General features: G+C 45.4%; 22 protein-coding genes. 5 read left to right on the top strand and 17 right to left on the bottom strand.

Annotated elements, in window-relative coordinates:
• Positions 1-4: 4 nt before the first annotated feature.
• Positions 5-1228: a Ger(x)C family spore germination protein gene (locus tag NSQ29_RS20510; RefSeq protein ID WP_341125949.1), complete on the bottom strand. Its 1224-nt coding sequence runs from the start codon at positions 1226-1228 to the stop codon at positions 5-7.
• The gene (locus NSQ29_RS20515; RefSeq protein ID WP_341125950.1) at positions 1225-2739 is read right to left on the bottom strand and encodes a spore germination protein; all 1515 of its coding nucleotides are present in this window, start codon (positions 2737-2739) and stop codon (positions 1225-1227) included. The genes NSQ29_RS20510 and NSQ29_RS20515 overlap by 4 nt, the downstream gene beginning before the upstream one ends.
• A 144-nt stretch (positions 2740-2883) precedes the next feature.
• Here NSQ29_RS20515 and NSQ29_RS20520 point away from each other — a divergent pair, with 144 nt between their 5' ends.
• Positions 2884-3987 (top strand): GerAB/ArcD/ProY family transporter, encoded by a 1104-nt coding sequence (locus NSQ29_RS20520; protein ID WP_340974736.1) that lies wholly within the window; start codon positions 2884-2886, stop codon positions 3985-3987.
• A 79-nt stretch (positions 3988-4066) separates the two neighbouring features.
• Here NSQ29_RS20520 and NSQ29_RS20525 read toward each other — a convergent pair whose 3' ends face one another.
• Complete coding sequence (locus NSQ29_RS20525; protein WP_076286297.1) at positions 4067-4480, bottom strand: zinc ribbon domain-containing protein; 414 nt, start codon at positions 4478-4480, stop codon at positions 4067-4069.
• A 287-nt stretch (positions 4481-4767) separates the two neighbouring features.
• On the opposite strand from NSQ29_RS20525, the gene NSQ29_RS20530 reads away from it, so the two are divergent.
• Together NSQ29_RS20530 and NSQ29_RS20535 are read left to right on the top strand one after the other, a co-directional pair.
• Positions 4768-4986, top strand: coding sequence for a PspC domain-containing protein (locus NSQ29_RS20530; protein ID WP_042185808.1), 219 nt, complete (start codon positions 4768-4770; stop codon positions 4984-4986).
• A 47-nt stretch (positions 4987-5033) separates the two neighbouring features.
• A complete protein-coding gene (locus NSQ29_RS20535; protein ID WP_076286298.1) occupies positions 5034-5717 on the top strand; it encodes a PspA/IM30 family protein in 684 nt (227 codons plus the stop codon).
• Between the two features lie 36 nt (positions 5718-5753).
• Here the strand turns inward: NSQ29_RS20535 and NSQ29_RS20540 are convergent, their stop codons facing one another.
• Both NSQ29_RS20540 and NSQ29_RS20545 read right to left on the bottom strand, forming a co-directional pair.
• On the bottom strand, positions 5754-6458 hold the full coding sequence (locus NSQ29_RS20540; RefSeq protein WP_076298202.1) for a DNA alkylation repair protein: 705 nt from the start codon (positions 6456-6458) through the stop codon (positions 5754-5756).
• Between the two features lie 22 nt (positions 6459-6480).
• Complete coding sequence (locus tag NSQ29_RS20545) at positions 6481-7098, bottom strand: DNA-3-methyladenine glycosylase family protein (protein WP_339245914.1); 618 nt, start codon at positions 7096-7098, stop codon at positions 6481-6483.
• Positions 7099-7430: 332 nt separating this feature from the next.
• On the opposite strand from NSQ29_RS20545, the gene NSQ29_RS20550 reads away from it, so the two are divergent.
• Entirely contained in the window at positions 7431-8069 is a 639-nt protein-coding gene (locus tag NSQ29_RS20550; protein ID WP_076286301.1) for a 3'-5' exonuclease, read from the top strand.
• Between the two features lie 293 nt (positions 8070-8362).
• Here NSQ29_RS20550 and NSQ29_RS20555 read toward each other — a convergent pair whose 3' ends face one another.
• On the bottom strand, positions 8363-9319 hold the full coding sequence (locus NSQ29_RS20555) for a 3'-5' exoribonuclease YhaM family protein (protein WP_042185798.1): 957 nt from the start codon (positions 9317-9319) through the stop codon (positions 8363-8365).
• 198 nt (positions 9320-9517) lie between these two features.
• The gene (locus NSQ29_RS20560; RefSeq protein ID WP_341125951.1) at positions 9518-11809 is read right to left on the bottom strand and encodes an FMN-binding protein; all 2292 of its coding nucleotides are present in this window, start codon (positions 11807-11809) and stop codon (positions 9518-9520) included.
• A 492-nt stretch (positions 11810-12301) separates the two neighbouring features.
• Between NSQ29_RS20560 and hemH the strand changes: the two genes are divergently transcribed.
• Positions 12302-13315: a ferrochelatase gene (hemH, locus tag NSQ29_RS20565; protein WP_218640901.1), complete on the top strand. Its 1014-nt coding sequence runs from the start codon at positions 12302-12304 to the stop codon at positions 13313-13315.
• Between the two features lie 91 nt (positions 13316-13406).
• On the opposite strand, the gene NSQ29_RS20570 is transcribed toward hemH, so the two are convergent.
• The 10 genes from NSQ29_RS20570 to pucD all read right to left on the bottom strand — a co-directional run bounded on the left by NSQ29_RS20570 (position 13407) and on the right by pucD (position 24979).
• Positions 13407-13859, bottom strand: a complete 453-nt coding sequence (locus tag NSQ29_RS20570; RefSeq protein WP_042185792.1) for an IDEAL domain-containing protein — start codon at positions 13857-13859, stop codon at positions 13407-13409.
• A 322-nt stretch (positions 13860-14181) separates the two neighbouring features.
• On the bottom strand, positions 14182-15999 hold the full coding sequence (gene ade / locus NSQ29_RS20575) for an adenine deaminase (RefSeq protein ID WP_340974727.1): 1818 nt from the start codon (positions 15997-15999) through the stop codon (positions 14182-14184).
• Positions 16000-16230: 231 nt separating this feature from the next.
• The gene (locus NSQ29_RS20580) at positions 16231-17463 is read right to left on the bottom strand and encodes a pyridoxal-phosphate-dependent aminotransferase family protein (protein WP_341125952.1); all 1233 of its coding nucleotides are present in this window, start codon (positions 17461-17463) and stop codon (positions 16231-16233) included.
• A 133-nt stretch (positions 17464-17596) separates the two neighbouring features.
• Positions 17597-18838, bottom strand: a complete 1242-nt coding sequence (allC, locus tag NSQ29_RS20585) for an allantoate deiminase (RefSeq protein WP_341125953.1) — start codon at positions 18836-18838, stop codon at positions 17597-17599.
• Positions 18835-20229 carry an allantoinase gene (locus tag NSQ29_RS20590; RefSeq protein ID WP_341125954.1) on the bottom strand — a complete coding sequence of 465 codons (1395 nt, stop codon included), beginning with the start codon at positions 20227-20229 and terminating at the stop codon, positions 18835-18837. Before NSQ29_RS20590 ends, allC begins: the two co-directional genes overlap by 4 nt.
• Before the next feature lie 33 nt (positions 20230-20262).
• Positions 20263-20667 carry a hydroxyisourate hydrolase gene (gene uraH, locus NSQ29_RS20595; protein ID WP_341125955.1) on the bottom strand — a complete coding sequence of 135 codons (405 nt, stop codon included), beginning with the start codon at positions 20665-20667 and terminating at the stop codon, positions 20263-20265.
• Positions 20667-21617 carry a factor-independent urate hydroxylase gene (pucL, locus tag NSQ29_RS20600; RefSeq protein ID WP_341125956.1) on the bottom strand — a complete coding sequence of 317 codons (951 nt, stop codon included), beginning with the start codon at positions 21615-21617 and terminating at the stop codon, positions 20667-20669. The genes uraH and pucL overlap by 1 nt, the downstream gene beginning before the upstream one ends.
• An 18-nt stretch (positions 21618-21635) precedes the next feature.
• A complete protein-coding gene (gene uraD / locus NSQ29_RS20605; protein WP_341125957.1) occupies positions 21636-22157 on the bottom strand; it encodes a 2-oxo-4-hydroxy-4-carboxy-5-ureidoimidazoline decarboxylase in 522 nt (173 codons plus the stop codon).
• A gap of 4 nt (positions 22158-22161) precedes the next feature.
• On the bottom strand, positions 22162-22698 hold the full coding sequence (locus NSQ29_RS20610) for a (2Fe-2S)-binding protein (protein WP_341125958.1): 537 nt from the start codon (positions 22696-22698) through the stop codon (positions 22162-22164).
• Positions 22685-24979 carry a xanthine dehydrogenase subunit D gene (gene pucD / locus NSQ29_RS20615; RefSeq protein WP_341125959.1) on the bottom strand — a complete coding sequence of 765 codons (2295 nt, stop codon included), beginning with the start codon at positions 24977-24979 and terminating at the stop codon, positions 22685-22687. The genes NSQ29_RS20610 and pucD overlap by 14 nt, the downstream gene beginning before the upstream one ends.
• Between the last annotated feature and the right edge of the window lie 22 nt (positions 24980-25001).

Genomic DNA, 25001 nt, shown 5'->3' on the forward strand with positions numbered 1-25001 from the left:
AGACTCACTCCTTGATTTTTTCAAGAAAAGAATTATCAGTTAGACCTACGCGGTTAATAACTACTGAGGCACTATAATGGATGGGCAATGATTTAAGGTAATCGTCGCCCTTTTTTTGCTGTAGCTTTGTCCAAGCTTTAGGACTGGCATGGTAGATCGATTGTCCAAATCCCATAATATCAACATTGAAGCGATTAGTTACTTGCTCCACAGTGTTTTGCATCCGCTCTATAATCCGTTCCTCTGTTTCCTTTTCCAAACGTTTTATGGTGCTTTCCGATTCCAAATTTTCTGTACTTTGCACTTCTTCAATGTTGCAAAGCGTCTTAACGTCAAGGTAAATATGCGGCTCCCCATCAATAATTTTCACTTTGCGTTTGGTTGAAGCCTGGATCGCTTCGATAACAATAGGCTTTCCGTCTTCCCCTGCTATCGCGCCAGAATGTGAGGTTACCTTATCATTGATATAATTGTAACCAATCGTTTCACCCTCGTTTAGCCAACCGATCAGTTTGTCTTTTCTGAACACAGCTACAGTATGGTATTCCAATCTCGCCTTAGGCATTGTTCGCTCTACATTGCTTTTATCTCCCCCCTCTTTGGGATCTCCCATAACTTCCACTCCGGTCAGTACAGGATGTTCACCTTCAGCCAATAAATTTTCAATAAAATCATCCAGCGTGACAGCGACTGTTTTTGCTGAATCTTTATAAGAATTATCTAGGGAACTAAATAATTTGTTCGCTGGTAATTTATCCATAGGTGTAAGGACATTCAAGACATCGCTGGCGGTTGTATCTCTGGCAACCATGACGTAGAAATCCATTCGAGCTTCCCGACTTCTTTTAAATACGTCGAGTATCTCGCCCACTCCGGAGCGTGCAAGTTCCTCTCCAATCACTAACACCCGGATATGACCAAGATAACTCGTCCTGGAACTATCCAAATTCAACATACGTTGTGCATCATAAAACGTAGGTACCGTAAATTTATAAACAACCACTGGGACTCCAGTGCCTCCCCCTCCTCCAGACGATTGTGAGGAAATCGCAGATGGAATAACGACCTGCATCGAAACTGTATAACCCGTTTCAGCCTTGTCGATCCCTAACCCCAGGACAAAGGCTACCTCATTCAGCTCCTTTCTCTCCCAACAGCCACTTAGCACTAAAGTAAATTGGAGAGCTATCATCAATTGGAGAACGCCTCTAACTAATTTTTTATTCATTGCGTTGATTCCTCATCACTAGAAGTACTTTGACGAAATAGGTTCTGCGTCTTGTTCTCAGCAGGCCTTGTCTTTAAAAAAGGCCACGGAAAGCGAAAGATAGAGTCTTTTAAGTCTTTTGAATTATAAGGTCCGAGCGGACTCATATAAGGCATTCCGAAAGAACGCAAACTCGATAAATGCAGTACGATGATAAAAATACCGAATAGAATTCCATATAATCCGATAAATCCGGCCAAAGCTATAAGCACAAAACGGATCATCCGCGCAGCTATAGACATTCCTGTCTCCGGAATAACAAAGCTAGAAATGGCTGTAAGCGATACAATAATGACCATTGCAGATGAAATAAAACCCGCTGCAACTGCTGCTTGCCCTATCACCAACGTTCCGACAATGGAAATCGCCTGTCCAATATTTTTGGGTATCCGCACCCCGGCCTCCCGCAAAATCTCATAAGTCATTTCCATGATCAGCGCCTCGACAAAAGCAGGAAAAGGGACACTTTCCCGCTGGGCAGCTAAACTAATTACAAGATTGGTCGGTATCATCTCCTGATGATACGTAGTAATCGCAACATACAATGAAGGTGCAAGCAAAGTGATAAAAAACGAAATAAAACGAACTAATCTCAGCAATGTTCCAATATCGGCCCTTTGGTAATAATCCTCAGCAGACTGAAAAAATGCTACAAAAAATGTGGGTACCAAAAGTACAAAAGGAGTTCCATCAACAATAATGGCCACTTTCCCTTCCAAAATACCTGCTGCAATCGTATCTGGACGATCACTGTTGTATACGGTAGGAAATGGTGTAAATACCGTCTCTTGAATAAATTCTTCAATATATCCACTCTCGAGAATACTGTCCGTATCAATTTTATTCAGACGGCGTTTTACTTCTTGCACCAACTCCTTATTCGCGATGTTGCTTAGATACATAATGGATACGCTGGTTTGAGTTACCCTTCCGATCTGAACGGTTTCCAGCCATAAACGGCTATCTTTTATTTTCCGCCGAACCAGTGCCGTATTCGTCCGTAAATTCTCAGTGAATCCTTCCATTGGACCTCGAACAACCGATTGGGAACTGGGCTCCCCTACATTGCGATCTTCCCAGCCTGGTAAGCCGATTCGGAGAGCGGTGGATGTCCCATCGAGCAGCAGCATTACACTACCGGACAGCAATTCGTGTACGAATTGGCTGTAATCAACGATAACGGTTAGATCACCGGCTATTAATATCTGTTTCTTAATAATCTCAATCTTCTGCTCGGGCTCAAGCTTTCCCAGCTGTTCATAAGGAATATGTTCCTGCAAAGAATACAAAATTGAATTATGCAGTACCTGAGTATCCACAAGACCATCTATGTAAATCAAAGAAATATTAGTATTTTCTTCTATCTGCAACTCTTTTATCACTACATCAGAACTTCCGCCCAGCAATCCGTTCAACTGATCAATATTGGTTTTCAATCGGTTTGATAGTGTACCCGTCTCCGAACTTTTCACGATGTAGCCTCCACTTCACTTAGATTAATGAGTATAGTTTGATGTTAATTTTGATAATTATTCCTTTCTGATTAAAATTCGGAATGGCATAATTCTGGTAACTACAACCATACTAAAACTAGTCCAATAAATTTGAGGGGGTATATGAGTTTGGAGAAAGATCGAATTAGTACCAATCAAATGATTATACTCGGGCTATTCACATTTATTGGGGATATGGCGCTTGTGTATCCAGCGTTAATGATATCAGGAGCGAAACAAGATGCATGGATTGCTGCTTTGATTAGTATTCCCTTGGGCCTAGCGACCATAAAACTGTTGCTCTGCTTAGCAGACATTGAACCAAACAAGAATATTATCGAGCTTAGCCTACAAATTCTAGGAAAATGGGCCGGAACTGCTGTAGCCTTGTTCTATTTAGTGTTCTTCCTGATTGCCGCTTCCACTTACATAAGAGAAATTGAAGATTTCATGTGTACACAGATTTACGAGAAGACACCCGGTGGGGTTATCCGTTTTATGGCTATTTTCCTGCTGGTATATGGTGTACGACTGGGTCTGGAAACATTGGGACGGGCAGCTCAGCTTTTTTTCCCTTTGTTTGCAATTTTTTTGATCGGTCTGCTGCTTCTGCTGACTCCCGATGTCAAAATGGAACGTTTATACCCCATTATGAACACACCAGTACCGGACATGCTCCATACTTTGATGTATGGTGTTTTTTATCCTTTTGGTGAATTATGCGTGTTTCTTATGGTATATCCTTATGCTCAGAAGAATAGCAAAACAAGCCGGGACATTTTCATAGCCCTGATCATCGGAGCTCTGGGACTTAACCTCATCTTATTTTTTTCCCTTACCGTTCTTGGTGTTTACGCTTCTGAACATCAATTTTATGCCGCATATATTCTTGCTCAAAAAATTAATATTGCTAATTCTCTACAACGTATCGAAGCGCTTATGGCTACAGCATGGATTATCAGCACGTACTTTAAAACAGCCATTTATTACTATGCTTTAACATTAGGTACAGCCCAATTATTTAAACTCAAAAGCCACCGTCCTCTGATCCTACCCACTGGATTTTTGTTATTTGGTATGTCACAACTGATTGCCAAAGACATCATTTTTTATGTAAAGGAAATCCCCACCTACTGGGTAGATTGGGATTTCACCTGTGCATTTGTTCTGCCGCTTATGTTGCTAATTGTGTATTATTTAAAAAAACGTTTTGCTGCCAAGGTTTAAACGACTTCTCTCCTAAAAATAAAAAAAGGACAGCTATTAAGCTGTCCTTTTGTTCATGAATTTCTTACATGCAGTAGCTTTATTCCTTCTTATCCAAAGTAATCGACGATGGTGTTACATCACGAATTGGCTCTTGAGCCACTTCAAAAGTTGATCCGCAACTCGGACAAAAGCGAGCCTCGATTGCCACATTGCCACCGCATGCTTTACACTGCTTCACATCGGACAACCCCGCAATTTGCTGCAGATTGACCTCAATCTCCGATTTCAGTTCAAGAATACGGGAAATATTCTTCTCGATCTGCTCACTCGGCAATGGTCCTGCTCCTTGTGTTACAGCTTCAAACAACAGTTTACCCATTACCTGATACTGCTGGTCAATGTCATTCTGCTTGCTGTTGTTCTGTAATTTCAAACGATTGATCTCCACCACTGTCTTTGCTTTATTGCCAGCCTCGCTCACGCCTGCCTTTACCTTGTTAAAAAAGCTCATATTCAGCCCCCTATTCCGTAGTAGTCATATATAAGCATATTTCGACACCACCACAAGTATTCCTCTCTTTATTGTACCTAACTTCAACCGGGATTTGTAGTTCATCCACAATCATGAACTTATTTCCCCCGCCTTCCTGCGGGAACGAACCTCGACTCAGGTCTGGTATATAAAACCGCCTTCAGGCCGTTTTGCCGCATTCAGAAAGGCTATACAATGAGTACATAAGCAAGCGGGTTGCAAGATTTAAACACAATTACCCCCATAAGAGAGGATGACAATAATAAATGAAAAAATTATATCGTTCCAGAAGTGACCAAAAGATTAGTGGTGTATGCGGAGGTCTTGCCAGTTGGTCAGGCATCGATGCCACAATTCTCCGTCTCGTAACGGTTGCTGCAGCACTTTTCAGCTTCGGTACCGTACTTATCTTTTACTTTATCGCCAGCATCATCGTCCCTAAAGAACCTTTTGGCAGCTTTTCGGATGGACATGATTTCTATTAACAGATCGTCCTTTCATACCAATCAAACATACTAAGGAGAGATATAATATGAGTTTATTTAAAAGAATTTCCACCCTTACTAAAGCTGCCCTACACGAAGGTCTGAACAAATTAGAAAACCCAGTGCTACTGACGGGTCAGTATCTACGCGATCTTGAGAACGAAATAGCTACGGCAGAACGCAATGAACGTGATTTAAAAGTTACAGCGAGTGTATTGGAACGCCGTAAGCAAGAATATACTCAGCTGATAGAGCAAAGCGAAGCTGAAGCCGTTCAGGCGGTTGAGCAAGGAAATGAAGAAAGAGCACGCCTTGCACTCATGGCCAAGCTGCGGTATACAGAACAGCTGGATGAGAGTATCAATAGTCAGGCACAAACTCAGCAATCCCTGGCAGAGCTGGAGATCAACATCGCTAGAGCTAAAGAAGAGCGCGAACATCTTAAAGCGAAAAGAACTGAACTTATCGCTCGTGCTCAGCAAGCTACAGAAACACTAAGCTCAGCTCCTCATAGTAACAGTGTAAAAGGACCGAATGTGGGTACCGCTTCACGTGGCTTCGAACGAATGGAAGAGAAAATTTTCGAGTGGGAAGCATTGGCAGAAAACTCTAAGTATAAATCCAACTCAGGCGCAGGCGTAGCTTCGTCCATTGACCCCAACCTTCGTAGTGCTGTTGATGATGAAATTGAACGTATCCGCAACCGGAAAATCAATACCGACAAAAAATAAATATAATAACAGGTCCCTTATTTCTCAGCTACTGAGCTATATAAGGGGCTTGTTTTTTCTATTCCTCTTCATCCCGCGAATCATTTTTTTCGATTCCGGATCTACTCGGTAAGACTCTGTGATTTTCTGCAAAGCCTTGTTATAGGTGAAATCATCTAAAGTGTTAGTTCTCAAATAATCTATCGTAGCCGCAGGCAGCTTCACATAACACATCGATAGCGCCCAAGAAACCGCCATTTTCACATAATACCCCTCATGTCTGACCTTATCGAGTAGTTGTAGAATCCGACTGATGTACGCTTCTTCAATAAAGAAATTAAGCATCATCACTACCGCAAATCGAATCTCATATTCTTTATCAGATAACAGATACGGCACTATAAAGTCCCACATCTGCTCTTTATTCTTCAAGGTAAACTTCAGCCCCGTGCAAAAGCTATCACATACCGACCAGTTATCGATTTTAGGAATAAAGTCCGCAATATAATGCAGAATTTCTTCAGGATCTGTCTTCACATAACCAAGTACCATACCTTGCAGCATTACCTCTTCAAAAAAATCAGAGTCGGCGTGCTCCAAATAGGCTCTCCAGTCACCCTTTGCAATGGTTTTGGCGAGTTTACGTAGCTCCGGTAGCCTGACTCCTATCACATTATCGATCGTCGGAAGTAAAGCCGCAGAAAACTTCTGGTAATCCGCATCTGCCAACTCCACTAGCTGTTCCTTTATTGTTTTATCCACTATAGTGCTCCCTACGTATTAATTATTGAAATGAAATCTCCCATAAATATATGGAAGCTACCGAACCATGTGGTGAGTACCTGAGACGGTATTGTTCGAATTGCTTTTTGGTAAGCGTATCAAGCCCATACAGCTTCATCATGCCGCGACGAATGGCGATATCTCCCCAACTGACTACATCTGGGCGCTCCATACAATTAATTAACATCATCTCTGCTGTCCACTTACCAATACCTTTTAACTTCATGAGTCTTTGAATAACCTCTTGATCGGACAATCCATATAATTCCTCCAGCTTAAACTCTCCATCAGCAATCAGCTTGGAAATGTCATGAATACAAACCGCCTTTTTCATCGTCATACCGCAACCCTGAATCTCATCTGCTGTGTGTATAGCTAGCTGCTGCGGAGTTATTTCTCTGAATTGAACCTGCATTCTTGTCCAGATAGTTCGAACCGCTTTGACTGATATTAGCTGACCTACTATGGCATAGATAAGTGCAGTGAAAAGATCCGGAATAATCACACGTTCCACTTTCCCCATTCGCGCCATCGCCGCACCTAGCACTGGGTCCACACTTCCGAGGTAATCGATTTCTGCTTGCCCATATTCAAAAAATTTAGTGATTACAGCTCCCAAAGTATTTCCTCCCGTATCTGAGCTTAACAATAATATACAACATCTATTTTGCAGTGTACGGATTCTTGAATAGGATAGCAAGATAACGAAACTTGAAAAAGCCACAACATTTCTACTCTGGTAGATGGTTATGGCTCCATGTATAGTATTCGATTATTCTGTTTAGATTTTTTCATTATTTATGCTCGAATAATCCGCTTTTCCTTTGCTGCTTTTAGCCATATGGGGAATTCATATTTTTACTCAACTACTATATGTAACTTGTACTAGATTGTATTTATCATTTTACTACTTTAATATGAATGTATATATGATAGATGAGGAGCTTTACGATGGACTTTATAGCAATTGACTTTGAAACGGCGAATTCCAGTCGATCCAGCGCCTGTGCTTTGGGACTTGTGGAAGTTAAAGATGGCGTAATCACAGCAGAACATTCTTGGCTGATCGATCCGCAACAGCGGTTTGACGGCATGAACATTTCGATACATGGCATCACCCCCTCCATGGTAATCGGTCAGCCTACTTTCCACGAATTATGGCCCACCGTTGAACCTTTGCTGCACGGACGAATTGTTGTAGCGCACAATGCCGCTTTTGATATGAGTGTACTGCGGTATTGCCTCGATGGGATGTCCATAAGCTATCCGAGCTTTCAATACTTATGTACTTATTTACTAGGCAAAAAAATGCTGCCCGAGCTTCCCTCTCATAAACTTAATGTAGTCTCCGAGCATTTCGGCATTGAGCTGAAGCACCATGACGCTCTCGATGACGCGCGCGCTGCTGCCTTGGTTCTATTAATGCTTATGGAGCGAGAATCACACCTTGACCCGCTTTTGCTCTCCAGCAGCCAAGGATATACTAGCGGAACAATGTTTGCTGGTGGATACACTCCTTTTTCTGCTCGAAAGAGTAAACCTGCTAAGAAACCTGTGAACAATCAAAGAACGAAAAACTTCTATTTGTAAGAAACTATTAAGTTATTTACCAAAAAACACCCAACAGGCTCATTACAGCTGGTTGGGTGTTTTGCATAGATGGAGGAATATAGCATACAAGTCGATTCATTCACTACGAAGAAATCTGACCTTGCTGGTCATTATAGGGAATAGCTCCCTGTAATTCTACATTTACGCTCTATAATGACTTCGAATAGACCCTTATCGTGCTAATTATAGGGAAGAATTCCGTATATTTTATCAGCGATCAGTGAACATCCCATCGGTTCATCCAGATCACCAACCAAGATCAACACAACACGCTAGATCTTCATCCGATAAACTGCTTTATTCTCCAGTCCTCTGATGAATGGCGTCCATTCTTCCGTTTCTGGTGTGGTATCCAGCGCATCCTCGACCATCTGCAGCTTCGCATCCATCGCGTCAATATGATGCAGCGCTACGGCCTCAGCCGTTTGCGGCTGAACAGGACTGCCCCATTCGCCCAGGTTATGGTGTGATAATACGAGATGCTGTAACGCCAGAACCTTCTCCGAATTCAAATCAATGTCTAAGCGGATGGCCGCTTCTGTAATCCAGTTAGATGCCATCGAGATATGACCAATCAACTTCCCCTGAACGCTATATTCTGAGACAATTCCGAGCTGAGAGATCATCTCCTCCGGCTTCGCGATATCATGCAGAATAATTCCAGCCTTCATTAAATCTGGATTCAGGAACGGACGCTGCTTGCACAAAAAATCCCCGATCTCCAGCATGCGAACCATATGATAAGCAAGACCGGCAAAATAAGCATGGTGATGCGTTTTGGCAGCCGGATAATGCATCAATTTCTCTTCCACTTTGCTTACACAAAAGGAGACAATCGAGGCAATCTCCGGATCTGTGATGCTTGCCATAACCCCTTTAATCGTATGAATAAGGTCTACTGGACGAATAGGAGCGGAGCGAATAAAATCCGTTAGCGCAACGCCATCCTCATCGTTCACCAATCTGATTTTGGTTACTTTGATTTGCAATTTCTCACGATAAGTGTGCGCAATCCCACGAACCTTCACCAGTGCCATAGGAAAAAAAGTTTCTTTATCGGTTGTGCTGGCATCCCAATATTTCGCGGACAATTGTCCACTGGAATCCCCCAAGACTAGGTCGAAATAATCCTTTGGAGGAGTACCGTTCGTTTGTTTGATCGCTAGCTCTCTTAAGAGATAAAAGCCAACAAATTCATCCTGTGGAGCGAGCTGTTTAATTTGTGTCATGTTGAAGCCTCCTATTAATAACAGGCTTTGTACCTGCTCTCTATATTAAACTTTAGACACTCACGTCCAAAATCCCTTTAAATCACTATACGATCTATTTTCATTTTTATGTACAGGTAGATAAAGGAGGTTACTCCACAGGCCATAATATGGCTTAGAATAACCCCCTTTATAGATTAACTATTGATTGAAAATTGCTTATTTACCAGCGGATTCAAGTGCTGATTTAATAGCTTCTACCACTTTAGCAGATACTTCTTTCTCAGCATCATTATTTCCGAAGGCTGCTGCACGATATCCATACTTGTGTAAACTATAGCCCGTTGAAGTCGACTCAATCTCGCTCTTCACAGCCAGCTCAGCGTCAGTCAACTGGTTGACCGTTCTTGTACTTCCGTTTTTATCTAAATAGTAAACGAGCATTTTAACAGGAACGCCATGTTCTACATACGTCATCACATTTACAAGCTTATCCGTACTTACACCAATGAAGATTCCATCGAAGTAAGCCGCTTTGTTAGCTTCAACAATCTCAGCTTTCCCGTATGCTCTATCCACCGCAGTCTTGAGAGCTACACTACTACTTGTTGCACCGGAAACAGCGTCTACATCTTGCACAGCTTCTCTAGTACCAGCTGCAAGGAAGCTAGAAGTCAATTGCGGAATTGCTTTTACCACCTCTGGGTAAGCAGCCTTGCCTCTATCCACAAGATTCATTCCTACACGATACAAAGCAACATTAACGATCTTACCGTTACGCAGTGTAACGTCTGCTCTGTTTGTTCCTTTATCATAGGCATCACCAAATGCAGTAAAGGTTCCGTCTTTATAGGTTCCTTGAACTTTGGATGCATTAGTCAAAGCATCAGTCAGAGCAGCTTTGGCAGCTGCGGATAGCTCTTCTTGACCTGTGATATCGGACATTTGCACACCTTTTTCAAGTAATCCTGAAGTAAGTGTACCCACCAGCGATTTTTGTTCTGCACTTAGTTTGTCATCAGCGATCAGCTTGCCGTCAGCACCAAACAAGCTTAATTTAACGTTTGTAACTGCATCTGAAGCAACATCAACAAGCAGTAATACTTTAGATTGGTTATCTACACCTGCGAATTTTCCGTCAAAATATTTAACTTCATCTGGAACTTTCAGTGCTTTCTCGAAAGCTCTTTCTACGGCTTGGTTCCAACCGTGACTGCTTTCTGTAGCGCCAGAAATTCCATCTACTTTCTCATCATAGTTAGTGAAGTAAGATCCATTAGCAAGCAACTTAGCTGTCATCGGAGCATTAGCTTTTACAACTTCTGCATAAGCCGTTGCACCTCTGTCAATGAGGTTGTTCCCAAGTCTGAACAGCTTCACATCCACTAGCTTACCGTTGCGGATCACGATGTCAGCTCTTTCAACACCAACACTTCTTGCAGTCCCATAAGAGGAATAGAATCCGTCTACATAAGCAGAAGTATTGTTAATCTTTGCATTCTGCTCAGCATCCCAGAAAGCATTAATCGCAGCCTTAAAGTCGGCTTCGAGTCCTACAACAGGCTCTGCAGCTGTTCCTTTAGCCAGCAATGCTGGTGTTATAGCTGCAACTGCTGCGGATTGCTCAGCTGTGTAGGCCTTCTCATCCACGAAATCACCAGCATTGTTCAGCGGGTACACTTTAACAGCTGTGAGCTTATTGGATTCGTAGGTTGCAAATACTGCATATTTACCTGTAGGATCTATGCCCATATGAACACCATCAAAGTAAACTGCATCTGTATCTTTCACTGTTAGAGCTCTTTCAAACGCTCTGTCTACAGACAATTTCCATCCATTACTAGAGCGTGTTGCTCCCGAAACAGCATCTACTGCAGCTGCTCCATCTCTTGTCTTGCCAATCAATTTATTCGTCATCAATCCATAAGCTTGCCATAAAGCGCTATAATTGTTACGAGCATCTCTGTCGATCAGCTTAGGGCTGGTTCTCAGGAGATCGATGCTAGTAATTTTCCCATCTTTAATTTCGATCTTAGCGCCTTCGGTACCTTTGGAGTAAGCATCGCCATACGCTACGTAAACTCCATCTTGATATACATTTTCCTTAACTGTAACCGGCAATGCTGTAGGCACAGGCTTAACAGTCGCTGCTGGAACTACTGTAGCCGCTGGAGCAGTGGTTGCTTTTGGCGTTGTAGCTGGTTTTGTCGTTGCTGCTGGTGCTGCTGTTGCCTTTGGTGTTGCTACTGGTTTTACCGTTGCTTTCGGTGTTTCTACTGGTTTTGCTGTTGGCTTTGGTGTTACTACTGGTTTTGCTGTTGCTTTTGGTGTTGCTACTGGTTTTGCTGTTGCTGCTGGTTTTGCTGTTGGTTTAGCTGCTGGTGCATCCGCTTCTTCAGAAGCTGCGGATACTGCATCCACCTTCAAGTTCAAAGCAGGCACATTAAGTGTGTAAGCAAATGGCGCTAACAATATTGCCGCGCTAACCGTTAAAGAAATTAGTTTTTTCAATAAAATTCTCCTTTACCAAGTCCCCAGTGATATATAGCTTTTCTTAACCAAACTTACCTTTCACGGCGCCCCTTCTCTTCTTATGAAGCATTACATCTCTCTTCATAAGAACCCATCCCCCCTCTCATGCCTATGCGCGAACCATCACTTTCCAAAAAAATAATGCCTTAAATCTATTCATTCCTTTTTACAATAAACCGCATCAAAGGTGAAATAATTCACATATAATATCAGAAAAAAATGAAGGCGCTTTTTCAATCAATTTCTGGTTTGATACTACCAAACTTTTCCGCAATTCCTCTGTATCTAAAATCACATACCCTATAAGAAACATCACTATTTGCTCATAAATGTAATTTTTCATTATTTTCTCCAAACAAATACACCCACTTCCTATTCCCAAAGTAGATAACGTGATCTCGATTATTGTGTATCCAAGAATAGATATGTTATTTTAGAACGATCTCTAACATGGGAAAGGAGTTCAAAGCTTTGAACAAACAGCCACCTATTGGAGTTATTCTCGCCCAAATTGGCACACCTACTGCACCTACTGCAAAGGCGGTACGTCCTTATCTGAAACGTTTTTTATCCGACCGCCGAATCATAGATTATACACCACTGCTCTGGCAACCTCTGCTGCGAGGCGTTATTCTGCGTACACGTCCTCGGCGGTCGGCTGAGCTGTACAGACAAATCTGGACAACAGAAGGATCACCTTTACTCTTCCACTCATTAGCTCAGCGATCTGGTTTGCAAGCGCTTCTAGGTTCACGGTATCAGGTAGAGCTTGGCTTAGCATATAGCGAACCAAGTATGGAACAAGCGATGAACACATTGGAAGCTAACGGAGTCACACGCATCATCATTGTGCCGCTATTCCCGCAATATTCGTCCACTACGACGGCATCTGTCTTCGATCAAGCGAGTTTCGCTGCACTAGGACGCCAAAGCTCCACTGGACCGGTAACAAAGCGCCTTATTCCTGCTCTCAGATTTATGGATGCCTATTATAATGAACCCGGTTATATTTCAGCCATGAAGTCGCATTTACTGCAGCAAATGGAACTTCTGAGCTCTAATCCTGATTTTTTCGTACTGACCTTTCACGGGATCCCCAAACGATATGCAGATACAGGCGATCCCTATCCAGAGCAATGTATGGAAACTGCGCGTCTTCTCGCTTCAGCTATGAATTGGGAGCCTGAACGCTGGCAGCTTACTTTTCAATCACGCTTCGGTCGCGAAGAATGGGTAGGTCCCTCTACAGCAGATGTTTTGGGAAAGCTAGCGGAACGCGGAATTCATAAACCTTTGATTTTCTCACCGGGACTTGTAACGGATTGTCTGGAAACGCTGCACGAGCTAGCCATAGAAGGGCGCGAGCAATTTGTGGCTGGAGGAGGACATGCTGAAGACTTCACTGCAATCCCCTGCTTGAATAATCATGAGGACTGGCTTCATTTTTTAGCTCAGCATGTTGAACGAAATGCCATGGGCTGGTAATACAAAAAAACCGTCTTATCCGCAGATATTCTCTGCTGAGATAAGACGGTTTGTTATATCCGTTCATAGGATCTAAGGATCACTAAGATGCTTATGCTGTAAGCTGCTTATATTTAGTAGTCAGTTCATGGAACCATTGCTTGTCCTGTAAGGTCAATGCAAAATCGATCAGCTCAGCAATCTCACTTGGCTGCAAATCAGCTGAATCATTAAAAGATACTTCAGCGGTTGCAGTGGCTTCTCCATTCCCATCCTCTGCATAATCATAAGAGAAGCATATCTTGATATCACTTTCCAGAAATTCGTTACGCAGGAAATATAACACCTCACACATTAGCACAGGTCTAACATGATCATCAAAGACACATTCCATAACCTTCGCCCAGTACTGCTGATTGCTGAGGTGTAGCTTATCATTAGTTAAGAGATATTTCTCACCCTGAAAATCAGTGACAAATCTCAGCTCAAGCGGCTTCATTTTAAAAATAGTAGCAATTTGCTTCATGCTAATATTCAGAATGTCTTGCGTTTCTAGTCTGATCATCTCTCATGCACCTCGTCCCTCTTAGTTGGGTTACCTGAAACCTGATGATATCTATAATTTCGTTAAATGCCAATAATGTAAAATTAACTCTATCCAATCACTTTAATTTTTATCTAATTTAACATTATTATCGTCAACTGACTACGCTTTGTTAATATTTTTTCATTAATTCCACAGAAAAATGTTTCAATCTTTGTCCATCTGTTTAATATTTATATTTAAAAAATTAGTCTTTCTTATTTTCACAACAAAAAACTGTTCTGAATGGTCATCATCGACCTCAAAACAGTCTTTTGCCTAATTATTATTCAGTTAACTTTACTTAAACAAACAATGGCACTAACTGTATTCCTTCAGGCGAGATCCGAACAAGTCCTTTATCCGTGATGCGTAGCGTCGGGATAACCGCCAATGCAAGCAACGATAAAGTCATAAATGCGTAGTTCAAAGTACAGCCAGCATCATATAGCGCTTTGCTGATCGCAGCTGATTTTGCAGCAGCAATTTCGAAGGGTTCCGTGGACATTAGACCTGCAATAGCCAACGGGAATAATGTTTCCCCACTGGATGTGATCATGCAAACACCACCCTGGGCATCCGCCACCGCATTTGCAGCTTTAGCCATTAACTCATCATCATTGCCGATGACGAGTACATTATGACTATCGTGAGCAACCGTCATTGCAATGGCAGCCGGCTCTTTAAATCCAATGCCTTCGACAACGGCCACTGATTTATTGCCTGTACCTTTATGACGTTCGAGCACTGCGATTTTGCACAAACCTTCTATAGCATTTACATCCAGTTGCCCCTCCACTACAGGTATCGAAACCATACGCTCAATAGTCTCCACATGATTTTCTCTTACTTTAATAACTCTTGTAGTAAGTTCACCTGTTTGAATTGGAGCAGCAATAATGAAATCTTCTGAAGTAGGACGCTGTGGCAAATGAACCGAAGCCAACACTTCCTCCGGATAGGCGAATTTAGCAAGCTCTGCCGTCATTACTCCGTTCTCCGCAACTACTACACCTGCGGCAATTGTCAGCACTACATTAATATCCGCCAAATTCCCGTCTAAAAGGATGATATCTGCAAAAGAACCCGGAGTAATAGATCCGATATCCCGCGCTAAACCAAAGCGTTCAGCGGTATTAATGGTAGCCATTTGGATAGCCGTTATAGGCTTAACACCTTGAGCAATAGCATCACGCAGGACGAAATTCATATGCCCTTCATCTCGTAAGGATTCCGAACTACGATCATCCGTTACCAGCATCATTCGGCGTGTATCTATGCCGTGTTCTGTATGGGCCGTAATTGTTTTAGCCACATCATGCCAAGCGGAACCCCGGCGCATTTTGGCATACATCCCCAGTCTAACGCGCTCAATCACATCGTCTGCCGTCACACACTCATGATCGCCAGTCACACCTGCCGCAGCATACACGGGCAATCTCCAGTCGCTGGAAGGCCATGTGAAATGACCATCTACAAATCTACCTGCCCTCAGCGTAGCTTGAATTTCGCCAAGCATTTTCTCATCGCCATAAACAACGCCAGGAAAATTCATCACTTCACCCAGCGCAATCACATCGGGTCCCCAAGTAAAGGCTTCTGCCACTTCTTCTGGTCCAATAGAAGCTCCCGTTGTCTCGAATTCCGCACCTGCCGCAGGCACACAAGAAGCCACCTGCATGTAAGCCGCTAACGGTGTTCCCCGCATCTCATCGAGCATCAATTGAATCCCCTTCAGCCCGAATACATTAGCAATCTCATGAGCATCAAAGAAACCACCTGTTGTACCCAGCGGCAGAACCGCACGGGAGAATTCAGTAACGGTCAGCTGTGTGCTCTCAATATGACAATGGCCATCGAGTAGTCCCGGAGCTATATACTTACCGTTCGCCTCAATAACCTGCGTTCCTTCACCAATCATATGTGTCACATCTTTACCAACATAAGCGATACGTCCACCTTGTATACCAACAGACATTCCTTCTAAAATTTCACCAGAGCATACATTAACCAGCTTTCCACCTGTAATTACTAGTGTTGCCGGTTTATCTCCTCTTGCCGTAGCCACAAGCTCAGGTACACAATCTGCTAAAGGCTTTCTTGTAAAAGTTGTCATTTTCATCTCTCCCCCGTTAGTATCCAAGTGCGTTCTTGATGTAGTGAATAGATTCATAATAATAGAGGATTGCTTAACCATCGGCTGTGTTGATATCATAGTTGGCAAATCTGATATTGTACGAAAAAACGGCTCCGTCATCCCTGTAGATGATAGCCGTTTTCTTAATCCAAAGATTGTCCAACACTCCGGACATGCCCCTGGTATGAACTCACCCGCCAGCATCTATTCCAACGATTATCTTACGTTTTCCTCATATACGTCAAGTGCCGCTTGAACACCAAGTCCGTAAAAAACTTCAAATCCGTGTCGCAGCAACGCTGCTTCCAAAGCTCCAAGCAAACGCAGCACATTATTCGTACGGCAGCTAAAGCCCATCGTGCCAATGCGCCAGATCTTTCCTTTCAGAGGTCCAAAGGAGCTGGCAATTTCAATTCCGAACCGCTCCAGCAGCAGCGTGCGTACAGATTCCCCGTCTATGCCCTCAGGAATCAGCACACAGGTAACAACGGTAAGTTTGCAGGAAGGCTCCCCGTAAAGTTCAAGCCCCATCGCTGTTAATCCAGCTATAAGTGCCTTTTCATGGAGCTGATGTCTGGCGAATCTGGCATCCATTCCTTCTTCAAGCGCAAGTCGCAAGCCCTCCCGCAGTGCATAGAGCATAGAGGTCATCTCTGTATGATGATTGAGACGTTGTGGACTCCAGTAATCCTGAAGCATGCCGAGATCGAAATAGTTGCTGCGGACAAAAGACAACTCACCAGGCTGAACATCGCTGATTCTAATCCCACGTTCTACTCGTTTACGGGACATAAGCTTAGCTTCAGCGCGGTCATTATATGTTATCGGTGCCATACCAGAAGGAACAGACAGGCATTTCTGAGTACCTCCTACAACCACATCCAGCATCCAAGCATCCGTTTCGACAGGAATGCCCCCAAGGGTTGCAACTGCGTCCACTATGAATAAAGCATCCATTCGGCGGCAGGCTCTGCCAATCTCCGCGAGTGGCTGCACCCGTCCTGTAGAGGTCTCCCCATGCACCATCGCTACCACATTTGGCTTAAAAGTCTCCATAGCTGCTATCACTTCCTCCGGTTCAAACACACTTCCCCATGGCTTTTCCAGAACGAATACCTCAGCACCACAACGTTCAGCAATCTCATGAAGCAGGTGTCCAAAGCGGCCAAAGATCGGAATCAGCACACGTTCCCCCGGCAGGATTAAGCTGACCATCACCGCCTCAATACCAGCGCGAGAGGTCCCATCTACAGGGTAAGCCCATGCATTTCGGGTAGCGAACAGCTCCCGCAGCATTTCCATCGTTTCATTCATCATATCGGTGAACTCTGGATCAAACTGCCCCAGCACCGGAAAAGACATCGCCCGCAGGACACGCGGATCCACCTCCACCGGACCCGGAGTCATAATGCAGCGCAGGGACGGTGACAAATCTTCGTAACGCTTCATGACGATCTCTCCCTTCAAGTAGAAACGGCTATGCCGTCCTTTGAGGGACGGGCTCCATTTCAGCGAGAAATATAAGGATAAAGTATAGAGTAAAAGATATACTTCCATATATTTTAAAGTTCGTCGAACTCTTTTAATAAGCTAACTCGTATAACATCGCAGTCAGCACCTCAAGCCCAGCCGCAAGCTGCTCGGGGGATGTATACTCTTCCGGTGAATGGCTGATACCCGCACGACTGGGTACAAAAATCATCGCAGTGGGGCAACGCGGCGCAAACAACTGGGCGTCATGTCCCGCTCCACTTACCATCGTACGGTACGTCTTCCCCTGTTGGCGGCAGATATTTTCCAGCATTGCAAATAGCTTCGTATCCATAGGCGCAGGGACTGTGTGGAGCACGGATGTAACCTCAAGAGTCACCCCACGTTTAACAGCAATTTCATTACATTCCGCAAGAAGCTTCTCACAGAAACGTTCTAGTTCGTCCTCTTCACTATGGCGGATATCTAATGTAAAAAGAACCTCACCCGGGATCACATTTGGCGTATTCGGATACACCTCAAGCTTGCCCGAGGTTGCTACAAGAAGTTCACCAGCCGTTTTAGCAGCACTTTCAAGCACATACAGCATTTCAACCGCACTAGCCAGTGCATCCTGCCGCATAAACATCGGTGTCGTGCCCGCATGATTAGCAATACCACTGACCTTGACCATATAGCGTCTCTGTCCAACAATCCCCTGAACTACGCCTATCTGCGTATCTGTTTTCTCCAGAATAATTCCCTGCTCAATGTGCAGCTCTACAAAAGCGCCAATATCATTTCTGGCTCCATTCTCATCTGTTACACCTTGCAAAAAGCTGGATTTCGCCATTGCTGCCTGTAATGTTACTCCATCTGCATCCATACAGGTCTCGGCCTCGCTTCCGTCATACCTTTCCGTGACATGGCCCGAGCCCCAATAAGCAAGCGGAAATCGGCTCCCCTCTTCTTCACAAAAAGATACGACCTCAAGCGTCCGCTGCGGCTGGCCAAAGTTCCTCTGCAAATCTTGAAGCGCAATCATAGCCGCAGCGATCCCATAGGCACCATCATATTTTCCGCCATTGACTACAGTATCGATATGCGATCCGGTTAAAATAACCTTTTGCTGCGGATCGCGTCCACTCAATCGTCCATATACATTGCCAACCTTGTCTATGGAAACTTCTAAGCCGAGCCCAGCCATTTTTTCCTGCAAAAAAATCTGCGCCTGGCTCCATTCCTCCGTATATAGCAGTCTAGTAACTCCTGGCCCAGGTGTGCTGAATGCCGCCAGCTCCTCCAGCAGCTCCAGCAGTTTCTGAGTCGACGCTTGAACTCTGGAATCATTCATAGGCTGTACTGCTCCTTCCTAATTCGCAGCCACTGTCCACCTCCCTCACTGATCACTCCTTCTTCAGAGGTATAGATCACATTCCCGCGACAGATCGTAGCAACTACCTTGCAGGATAAAGTTCTTCCGATGTAGGGGCTGTGCTTGTGGCGATATAATAAATCCTCCGCAGTCAGCGTATAGGTTGTGCTTGGATTCAGCAGAACTAGATCTGCATCTAGACCTAGAGCTATAGCGCCTTTGCGATGCTCTATTCCAAAACGTTTTGCGGGTTGCCCTGCGAGTAGACTGGAAATTAATGTAACAGGCACCCCCCGCACATTCACGCCTTCATGGAACATAAGCTCCAGACTGCTCTGTGCACCCGAGATCCCACCCCAAGCTGCAAAAAAAGACAAGTCCGGCTTCACCTTCAATTCCGTTGGACAGGGGGAATGATCCGAAGCAATCAGATCGATTTTGCCTTGGGCCAGCATCTCCCATAACTTATCCTGCTCCACCGCACTTCGCAGCGGAGGCGCACACTTCGCCACAGGGCCTAAAGCCTCCATATCATTTTCAGTGAGGACCAGATAATGTGGACAGGTTTCTGCCGAAACGTCCAGACCTCGAAGCTTAGCTTCATAGATTTTCTCAATGGCGGCGGCCGTGCTGATATGAACAAAATGCAACCGGCAGCCCGTACGTTCACTGTACAGCAGCGCCCTGGACACTGCCTCCAGCTCTGCTTCAGCAGGGCGGCAAGCCGCAAAATCACTTGCGCTGGTTCTGCCATTTCGCACTGCATCTGCGGTCAACACCGCCGTGATAGCCTCACTTTCTGCATGCAGCGCCAGAATCCCGCCCAGAGAAGCGATTCGCTGCATCCCTTGATAGAGTGTATCCTCATCCACTTCACGGAATCTGCCTTCGCCCTCCCCTCCAGGATTGGAGAGAAAGGCTTTAAACCCAGTGACGCCAGCGGCTGCCAAAACTTCTAAATCATCCAGATTGCCGGGAACGAGCCCACCCCACAGCACATAATCAACGGCAGAGTTTCCAGCCGCAGCATCTACCTTTTGACGAAGCGCAGCCTCGTTCACAGTAGGTGGATTGCCGTTAAGCGGCATATCTGCATAGGTTGTGCAGCCGCCAGCTGCCAGCGCCGCAGAACCGCTGCGAAATCCTTCCCAATGTCCAAACGCTGGCTCATTAAAGTGGACATGCATATCAATCATGCCGGGGAGGACATAGAACCCATCTGCGTCGATGACTTTGGTTAGCGGCGCAAGCGAAAGCTCCTCCCCAAGTGCGACAATCTTACCCTCTGATACAGCAATATCCAGCTTAAGCACCTGATAGGATAGCACTACATTCCCGTTCTTAATCACAAGATCATAGGATTCCTTCATGAGCTGCCACCTCCTCCGTTCCTGAAATCTTCCCTAGCTTCCTCGATATGTGCTATACCCACCAGGAGCTACTAGCAAAGGTACATGGTAGTGTTGCATGGAGCTCTCTATATGAAAGCGAATAGGTATCTGTTCTAGAAAAAAAGACATCTCACGTTGAGTATCTACTGAGCTTTCTGTTACTCCTATGTCAGCTGCTGACGCTTTGGCATCAGCTCTACGGTAGTAATCTCCGACCATAAACAGCAGCTCGTAACATCCAGCCTCCATTTTGTTTCCCTCCAGCAGCGGAGCATCCAGCCTCCCGTCACTGTTCGTGACTTCTTCACACAGAAGCTTGCTCATCCCATCCGTAAGCTTCCAGAGCTGAAGCGTCAGACCTGTAGCAGGAATCCCCCGCGACAGATCCAGCACATGGGTGGTAAGACGCCCGCTCATTACGCTGTCTCTCCGGCCAGATCTGCACGGCTGACAGAAAAGCCCTGAAAGCCATAGGGTGGACGAGGTTCGGTGAAGACTCCACCTTTAGTTTCTTCAGGCTCAACAATGGTTTCCCAAGTCCGGTTATTGGATTCAAATGAAACGGTAGCCAGCTGTGGAAAACGGGACAATACGCGCAGCCCAATTCGATAAATCAACGATTGGATTGAGGGACTGTTCAGCTCATGAAAAGCGCTATGGGCGATATCGCGAACCTGCTCCGCAGCCACATATTGGCCTAGATCTCCATCCAGAGCATGCTCAACATCACTGTAGGTCCAGTTAATATTCAGAAAAATATAAAGCGGACGGTCAAAGCTCTCCGGCAATGTTGTGTACTCATCACGGACGAATCCATAAAACGAGCTTCCGCTCACTTTTATCAGCTGTAAATCCTTCAATCGGCATTCATGAGCGATAACCTCAGTCCCATTCTCTCCACGTTTTATAGTTAACGAAGCCGAATAAGATTCATTATTGGAGTGACGCAGTACTAAATGACTCTGTTTAAGCCCCTCACCCCCGGGCACCATCACCTGTTCAAAAGGTAACCGGTCTGCGGAAACTGAAACTGCGGTGACATGATCGTATTTATCGAGAAAACGGCTGCTTAGAAGCTGCAGTAGCCCCTCCGTTGTGCTTCCAGTGTAGTCCGCGGTATTGCGCAGGATGAAATTTTTCATAGAATCGGTAGCAACAACCATGGAATTATCCCCCTCTGAAAAAGAAGGAAGAAACGCCTCACCCGTGACCGCGAGTGTAATATTATGTGCGAATATAATGTTGTCGCAGCCCGTGAAGGAAGATTCGGGAACGGGGATAACGGCCAGCGGTTTAGCATAGGTACGATAAGTTAACACATCACTTTTTCCATAAAACATTGTACGTCCGTTAATTGGTTCCAGCATGGCTGACACCCTCCCCGTTCATGATGAATGAATAATTAAATCACTTAAGCGAAATCTCGTAATTGTACCGACTTCAGAAAAGGCTTGAACCCATTCCTCCTGAGGGGAACGCTCAACTCGCACTCCAATGGCGCCGATAATGTCATCTTTGTTTTTGCCACGAACAGCTAGAATAAAAGGGAAATGAAATTTGTCCGTATACTTTCGATTCAGATCATTTAATAGATTGAACTCTTCCGTTGTTAGCCGATCCAGTCCAGCTCCCTGCTGCTCTGAGGCAGACAAAGCCGTAACTTGAAGCCTAGTCGCCAAATCCGGGTGAGCTTTTAATAGTCCCTCCATTCGGCTCCGGTCAGCACTCAGTAGGGTCTGCATCATGGTGCTATGCAAATGCTCTAAAGAATGGAATGGAATCTGCTTATAAGCCTCCTCTGCTACCCACGGTGAATGTTCAAAAATGCCGCCTAGATGCTTCACAAAATCCATTATACTCATGGCATTTATCTCTTCCAACGTAAACCTGCCTTCAGAAACGACCATCCATTCAACCTCCAATAGCTTTGTTAACAGCTCGTAAAATGCCACCGTACCCCGTACAGCGACAAATGTTACCCGATAAAGCTTCTTCCACTTCAGCCTGAGTAGGATGCGGGTTTTCTTCCAGCAGAGCAACCACCGAGATAACCATCCCTGGTGTACAATAACCGCATTGGTACCCCCCCTCTTCTAAAAAAGCCCGCTGAACGGGATGCAGGCCTACTTCACTAAGACCCTCAATTGTTGTAATTTCCGCACCTGAGCATTGATAGGCCATGACCAGACATGAATTCATTGGACGTCCATCCACCAGCACCATACATGCCCCGCAGCGGCCAATCTCACAAGAACGTTTTGTGCCGGTCAGCTCCAAATCTTCACGTATGACCTTTAAAAGCCGGCGGGAGGGTGGAATCTCCGTGGATATCGCTTTCCCATTAAGATTGCAATTAAAGGTGAACCTCTCTTCTGCAAAAACTTCCTCAGACGATAAGGGGGCAAGGTTATCTCCATCTAGATTCGGATCTGAATTATGGCTCGGCATGGATGTTCACCACCTTTTGTGGAATAAACGGTGTAGACTGCAGCCATTCGGGATCAATGGGCAGCTTGGTTACCCGCTTCCCTACAGCCTGAAATATGGCTGACGCGACTGCCGGAGCTAAATTGACGGAACCCACCTCTCCAATGCCGCGAGGACCGTACGTGTCATGATCCGGCAACTCCTCTATCGGCTGCACCTGAATGCTGCCATTCATATCGGCAATGGTCGGCACCAAATAGGTGTCTAAATTTTTGGTGACATAGCTGCCGCCAGACATCACAGCATCCTCTGACAAGGTGAAACCGACCGCCATACTGCTGCCACCTTCGATCTGTCCAAGATAACCTTGCGGATTAGCCACCGGTCCCGCCGCTACCGCATGATATTGGTCCAGTACACGAACACGTCCTGTAAGCAAATTAACTTCCACGCGGACTGCGATTGCAGAATAGGTGTATAGGAAATGTGCCCCCACTCTTTTAAAGGGTGTGGTTGGATAAGTAAACTTTGTATTACAGACAATGGGTTCAGAAATACGCTGTGCCAAGTCCTTGTAAGTCAGAAGCAGACCGCCGTCTTTTAGCCAAATGCCGCCAGGGCCGAGCTTCATTTCATAGTTATCCAGCTCCGGCTTTATCATCGCAGCTGCCTGCAGCACTCGAGCGGTGAAGTCTGGACGCAGCCGTTTCAAGGCCATCCACATCATGCTAGTTGATCGGGAAGCCGTACTAGATCCGCTATCGGGCACAACATCCGTATCGCCAATGACGATGCTTAGATCCTCTGCCGCCAAGCCAAACTGTTCAATCAGCATTTGTTCCATTGTTGCGATTAAGCCCTGACCAAACTCCTCGTAACCAAACACCGCCTCAATCTTGCCCTCTAGCGTCAAAGAGAGCCTACCACCCGCCGGATCGGGAATACCATAGCCAAGTCCTGCACCATGCATAGCTATAGCAGCACCCGTTCCAGTTAAGATCCAAGGTTCCACAACACCTGAATCACTGTCTGTAGATGCAGCCTCAGTCATAAGAGGCGAACCCGCCAGCGCTTCCCACACCTGAAAGGCACCATCGGTCTGAGCAATTTCCTGACCCAGTGGCCCCAGATCTCCATATTTACGCAAATTGCGGCGGCGCATTTCCCACGGATCGATCTGCAATCGCTCAGCCAATCGATCGATTTGTCCCTCCAAAGCGAAAATCGCCTGATTGCCGCCAAAACCGCGAAATTCACCAGATACACCGTTATTGGTATATACAGCAAAACCCTTCACATCCACATGATCGATGATATAGGGGCCCATCACATGTTCTGTCGCAAAGTTGAGCACCTCCGCCCCCAGTGTTGCATAAGCTCCCGTATCCGAAATAATTCTGACCTGATGTGCCCTGATGATTCCTTCGGGGTCGCAGCCAGTCTTCATGGTGATTTTCATGGGATGGCGTTTTAGTCCTGCACGTACCGATTCAGCTCTCGAATTATGCAGTCTTACCGGACGGTGTGTCCGCAAGGCCAGCAGCGCTCCATACGGCTGTACATTCAGCTCGTCTTTTCCTCCAAAGGACCCGCCGATAGGACTCGAGATGACGCGAATATCTTCTTGAGGAATAGCCAGGATTCTGGATAGCTGCAGGCGATCCATCAACCCATGTTGTGTAGCTGAATATACGGTAAGCCGTCCGTTATCCTCTGGGATAAACAGTCCACCTTCAGTCTCCATATAGGTGTGCATTTGGCGTGGTGTATAGTAAGACTCCTCTACCACATGGCAGCAATCCGTAAATACCGCTTCCGGCTCCCCTTTCCGATATTCCGTATGATGAAGTACGTTTCCCTCGGCATGCAGCAAAATTGCGTTCTTTTTCATCGCCTCTTCCGGATTCTCCAGCACGGGTAGAAGCTCATAATCCACTTCGATAAGAGATAAGGCGTATTCCGCAACTTCGTCCGTCTCAGCCGCAACTGCCGCAATCGCATCGCCAGTGTAACGCACACGATCACTGCAAAATACCGGTTGATGCGGCAAAGCTATGCCAAAGCCGTTAAGTCCGGGCACATCCTCATGAGTAATAACAGCGTGTACACCAGGGACTTCAATGGCCTTCTCAATACGTATGGACAAAATACGAGCATGTGCCTGCTCACTGCGGAGCACACGGCCGATCAACATTCCTTCTGCCCTCATGTCGGTCAAATACTGCAGCTTACCGGATACCTTGCCCTCTCCATCGGGTCGTGTACGCCAGCGGCTACCGCTGGATTCCTTATTCAGCAGCATTTTCCCTCTCTCCTTTCGTCGG

It is taken from the genome of Paenibacillus sp. FSL F4-0236, assembly GCF_038000135.1.
In the GTDB taxonomy this organism is placed as follows: Bacteria; Bacillota; Bacilli; order Paenibacillales; family Paenibacillaceae; genus Paenibacillus_AQ.

What these genes read in the sequence shown, in the direction of transcription:
- NSQ29_RS20510 (WP_341125949.1), bottom strand. Translation starts at nt 1,228, where the DNA reads ATGAATAAAAAATTAGTTAGAGGCGTTCTCCAATTGATGATAGCTCTC.
- uraH (WP_341125955.1), bottom strand. Translation starts at nt 20,667, where the DNA reads ATGAGCGGGCGTCTTACCACCCATGTGCTGGATCTGTCGCGGGGGATT.
- allC (WP_341125953.1), bottom strand. Translation starts at nt 18,838, where the DNA reads ATGAATGATTCCAGAGTTCAAGCGTCGACTCAGAAACTGCTGGAGCTG.
- NSQ29_RS20550 (WP_076286301.1), top strand. Translation starts at nt 7,431, where the DNA reads ATGGACTTTATAGCAATTGACTTTGAAACGGCGAATTCCAGTCGATCC.
- NSQ29_RS20580 (WP_341125952.1), bottom strand. Translation starts at nt 17,463, where the DNA reads ATGAAGCGTTACGAAGATTTGTCACCGTCCCTGCGCTGCATTATGACT.
- NSQ29_RS20610 (WP_341125958.1), bottom strand. Translation starts at nt 22,698, where the DNA reads ATGCCGAGCCATAATTCAGATCCGAATCTAGATGGAGATAACCTTGCC.
- pucD (WP_341125959.1), bottom strand. Translation starts at nt 24,979, where the DNA reads ATGCTGCTGAATAAGGAATCCAGCGGTAGCCGCTGGCGTACACGACCC.
- ade (WP_340974727.1), bottom strand. Translation starts at nt 15,999, where the DNA reads ATGAAAATGACAACTTTTACAAGAAAGCCTTTAGCAGATTGTGTACCT.
- NSQ29_RS20520 (WP_340974736.1), top strand. Translation starts at nt 2,884, where the DNA reads ATGAGTTTGGAGAAAGATCGAATTAGTACCAATCAAATGATTATACTC.
- NSQ29_RS20555 (WP_042185798.1), bottom strand. Translation starts at nt 9,319, where the DNA reads ATGACACAAATTAAACAGCTCGCTCCACAGGATGAATTTGTTGGCTTT.
- NSQ29_RS20525 (WP_076286297.1), bottom strand. Translation starts at nt 4,480, where the DNA reads ATGAGCTTTTTTAACAAGGTAAAGGCAGGCGTGAGCGAGGCTGGCAAT.
- pucL (WP_341125956.1), bottom strand. Translation starts at nt 21,617, where the DNA reads ATGCTGGAACCAATTAACGGACGTACAATGTTTTATGGAAAAAGTGAT.
- uraD (WP_341125957.1), bottom strand. Translation starts at nt 22,157, where the DNA reads ATGGTCGTTTCTGAAGGCAGGTTTACGTTGGAAGAGATAAATGCCATG.
- NSQ29_RS20530 (WP_042185808.1), top strand. Translation starts at nt 4,768, where the DNA reads ATGAAAAAATTATATCGTTCCAGAAGTGACCAAAAGATTAGTGGTGTA.
- NSQ29_RS20590 (WP_341125954.1), bottom strand. Translation starts at nt 20,229, where the DNA reads ATGAAGGAATCCTATGATCTTGTGATTAAGAACGGGAATGTAGTGCTA.
- NSQ29_RS20570 (WP_042185792.1), bottom strand. Translation starts at nt 13,859, where the DNA reads ATGATCAGACTAGAAACGCAAGACATTCTGAATATTAGCATGAAGCAA.
- NSQ29_RS20535 (WP_076286298.1), top strand. Translation starts at nt 5,034, where the DNA reads ATGAGTTTATTTAAAAGAATTTCCACCCTTACTAAAGCTGCCCTACAC.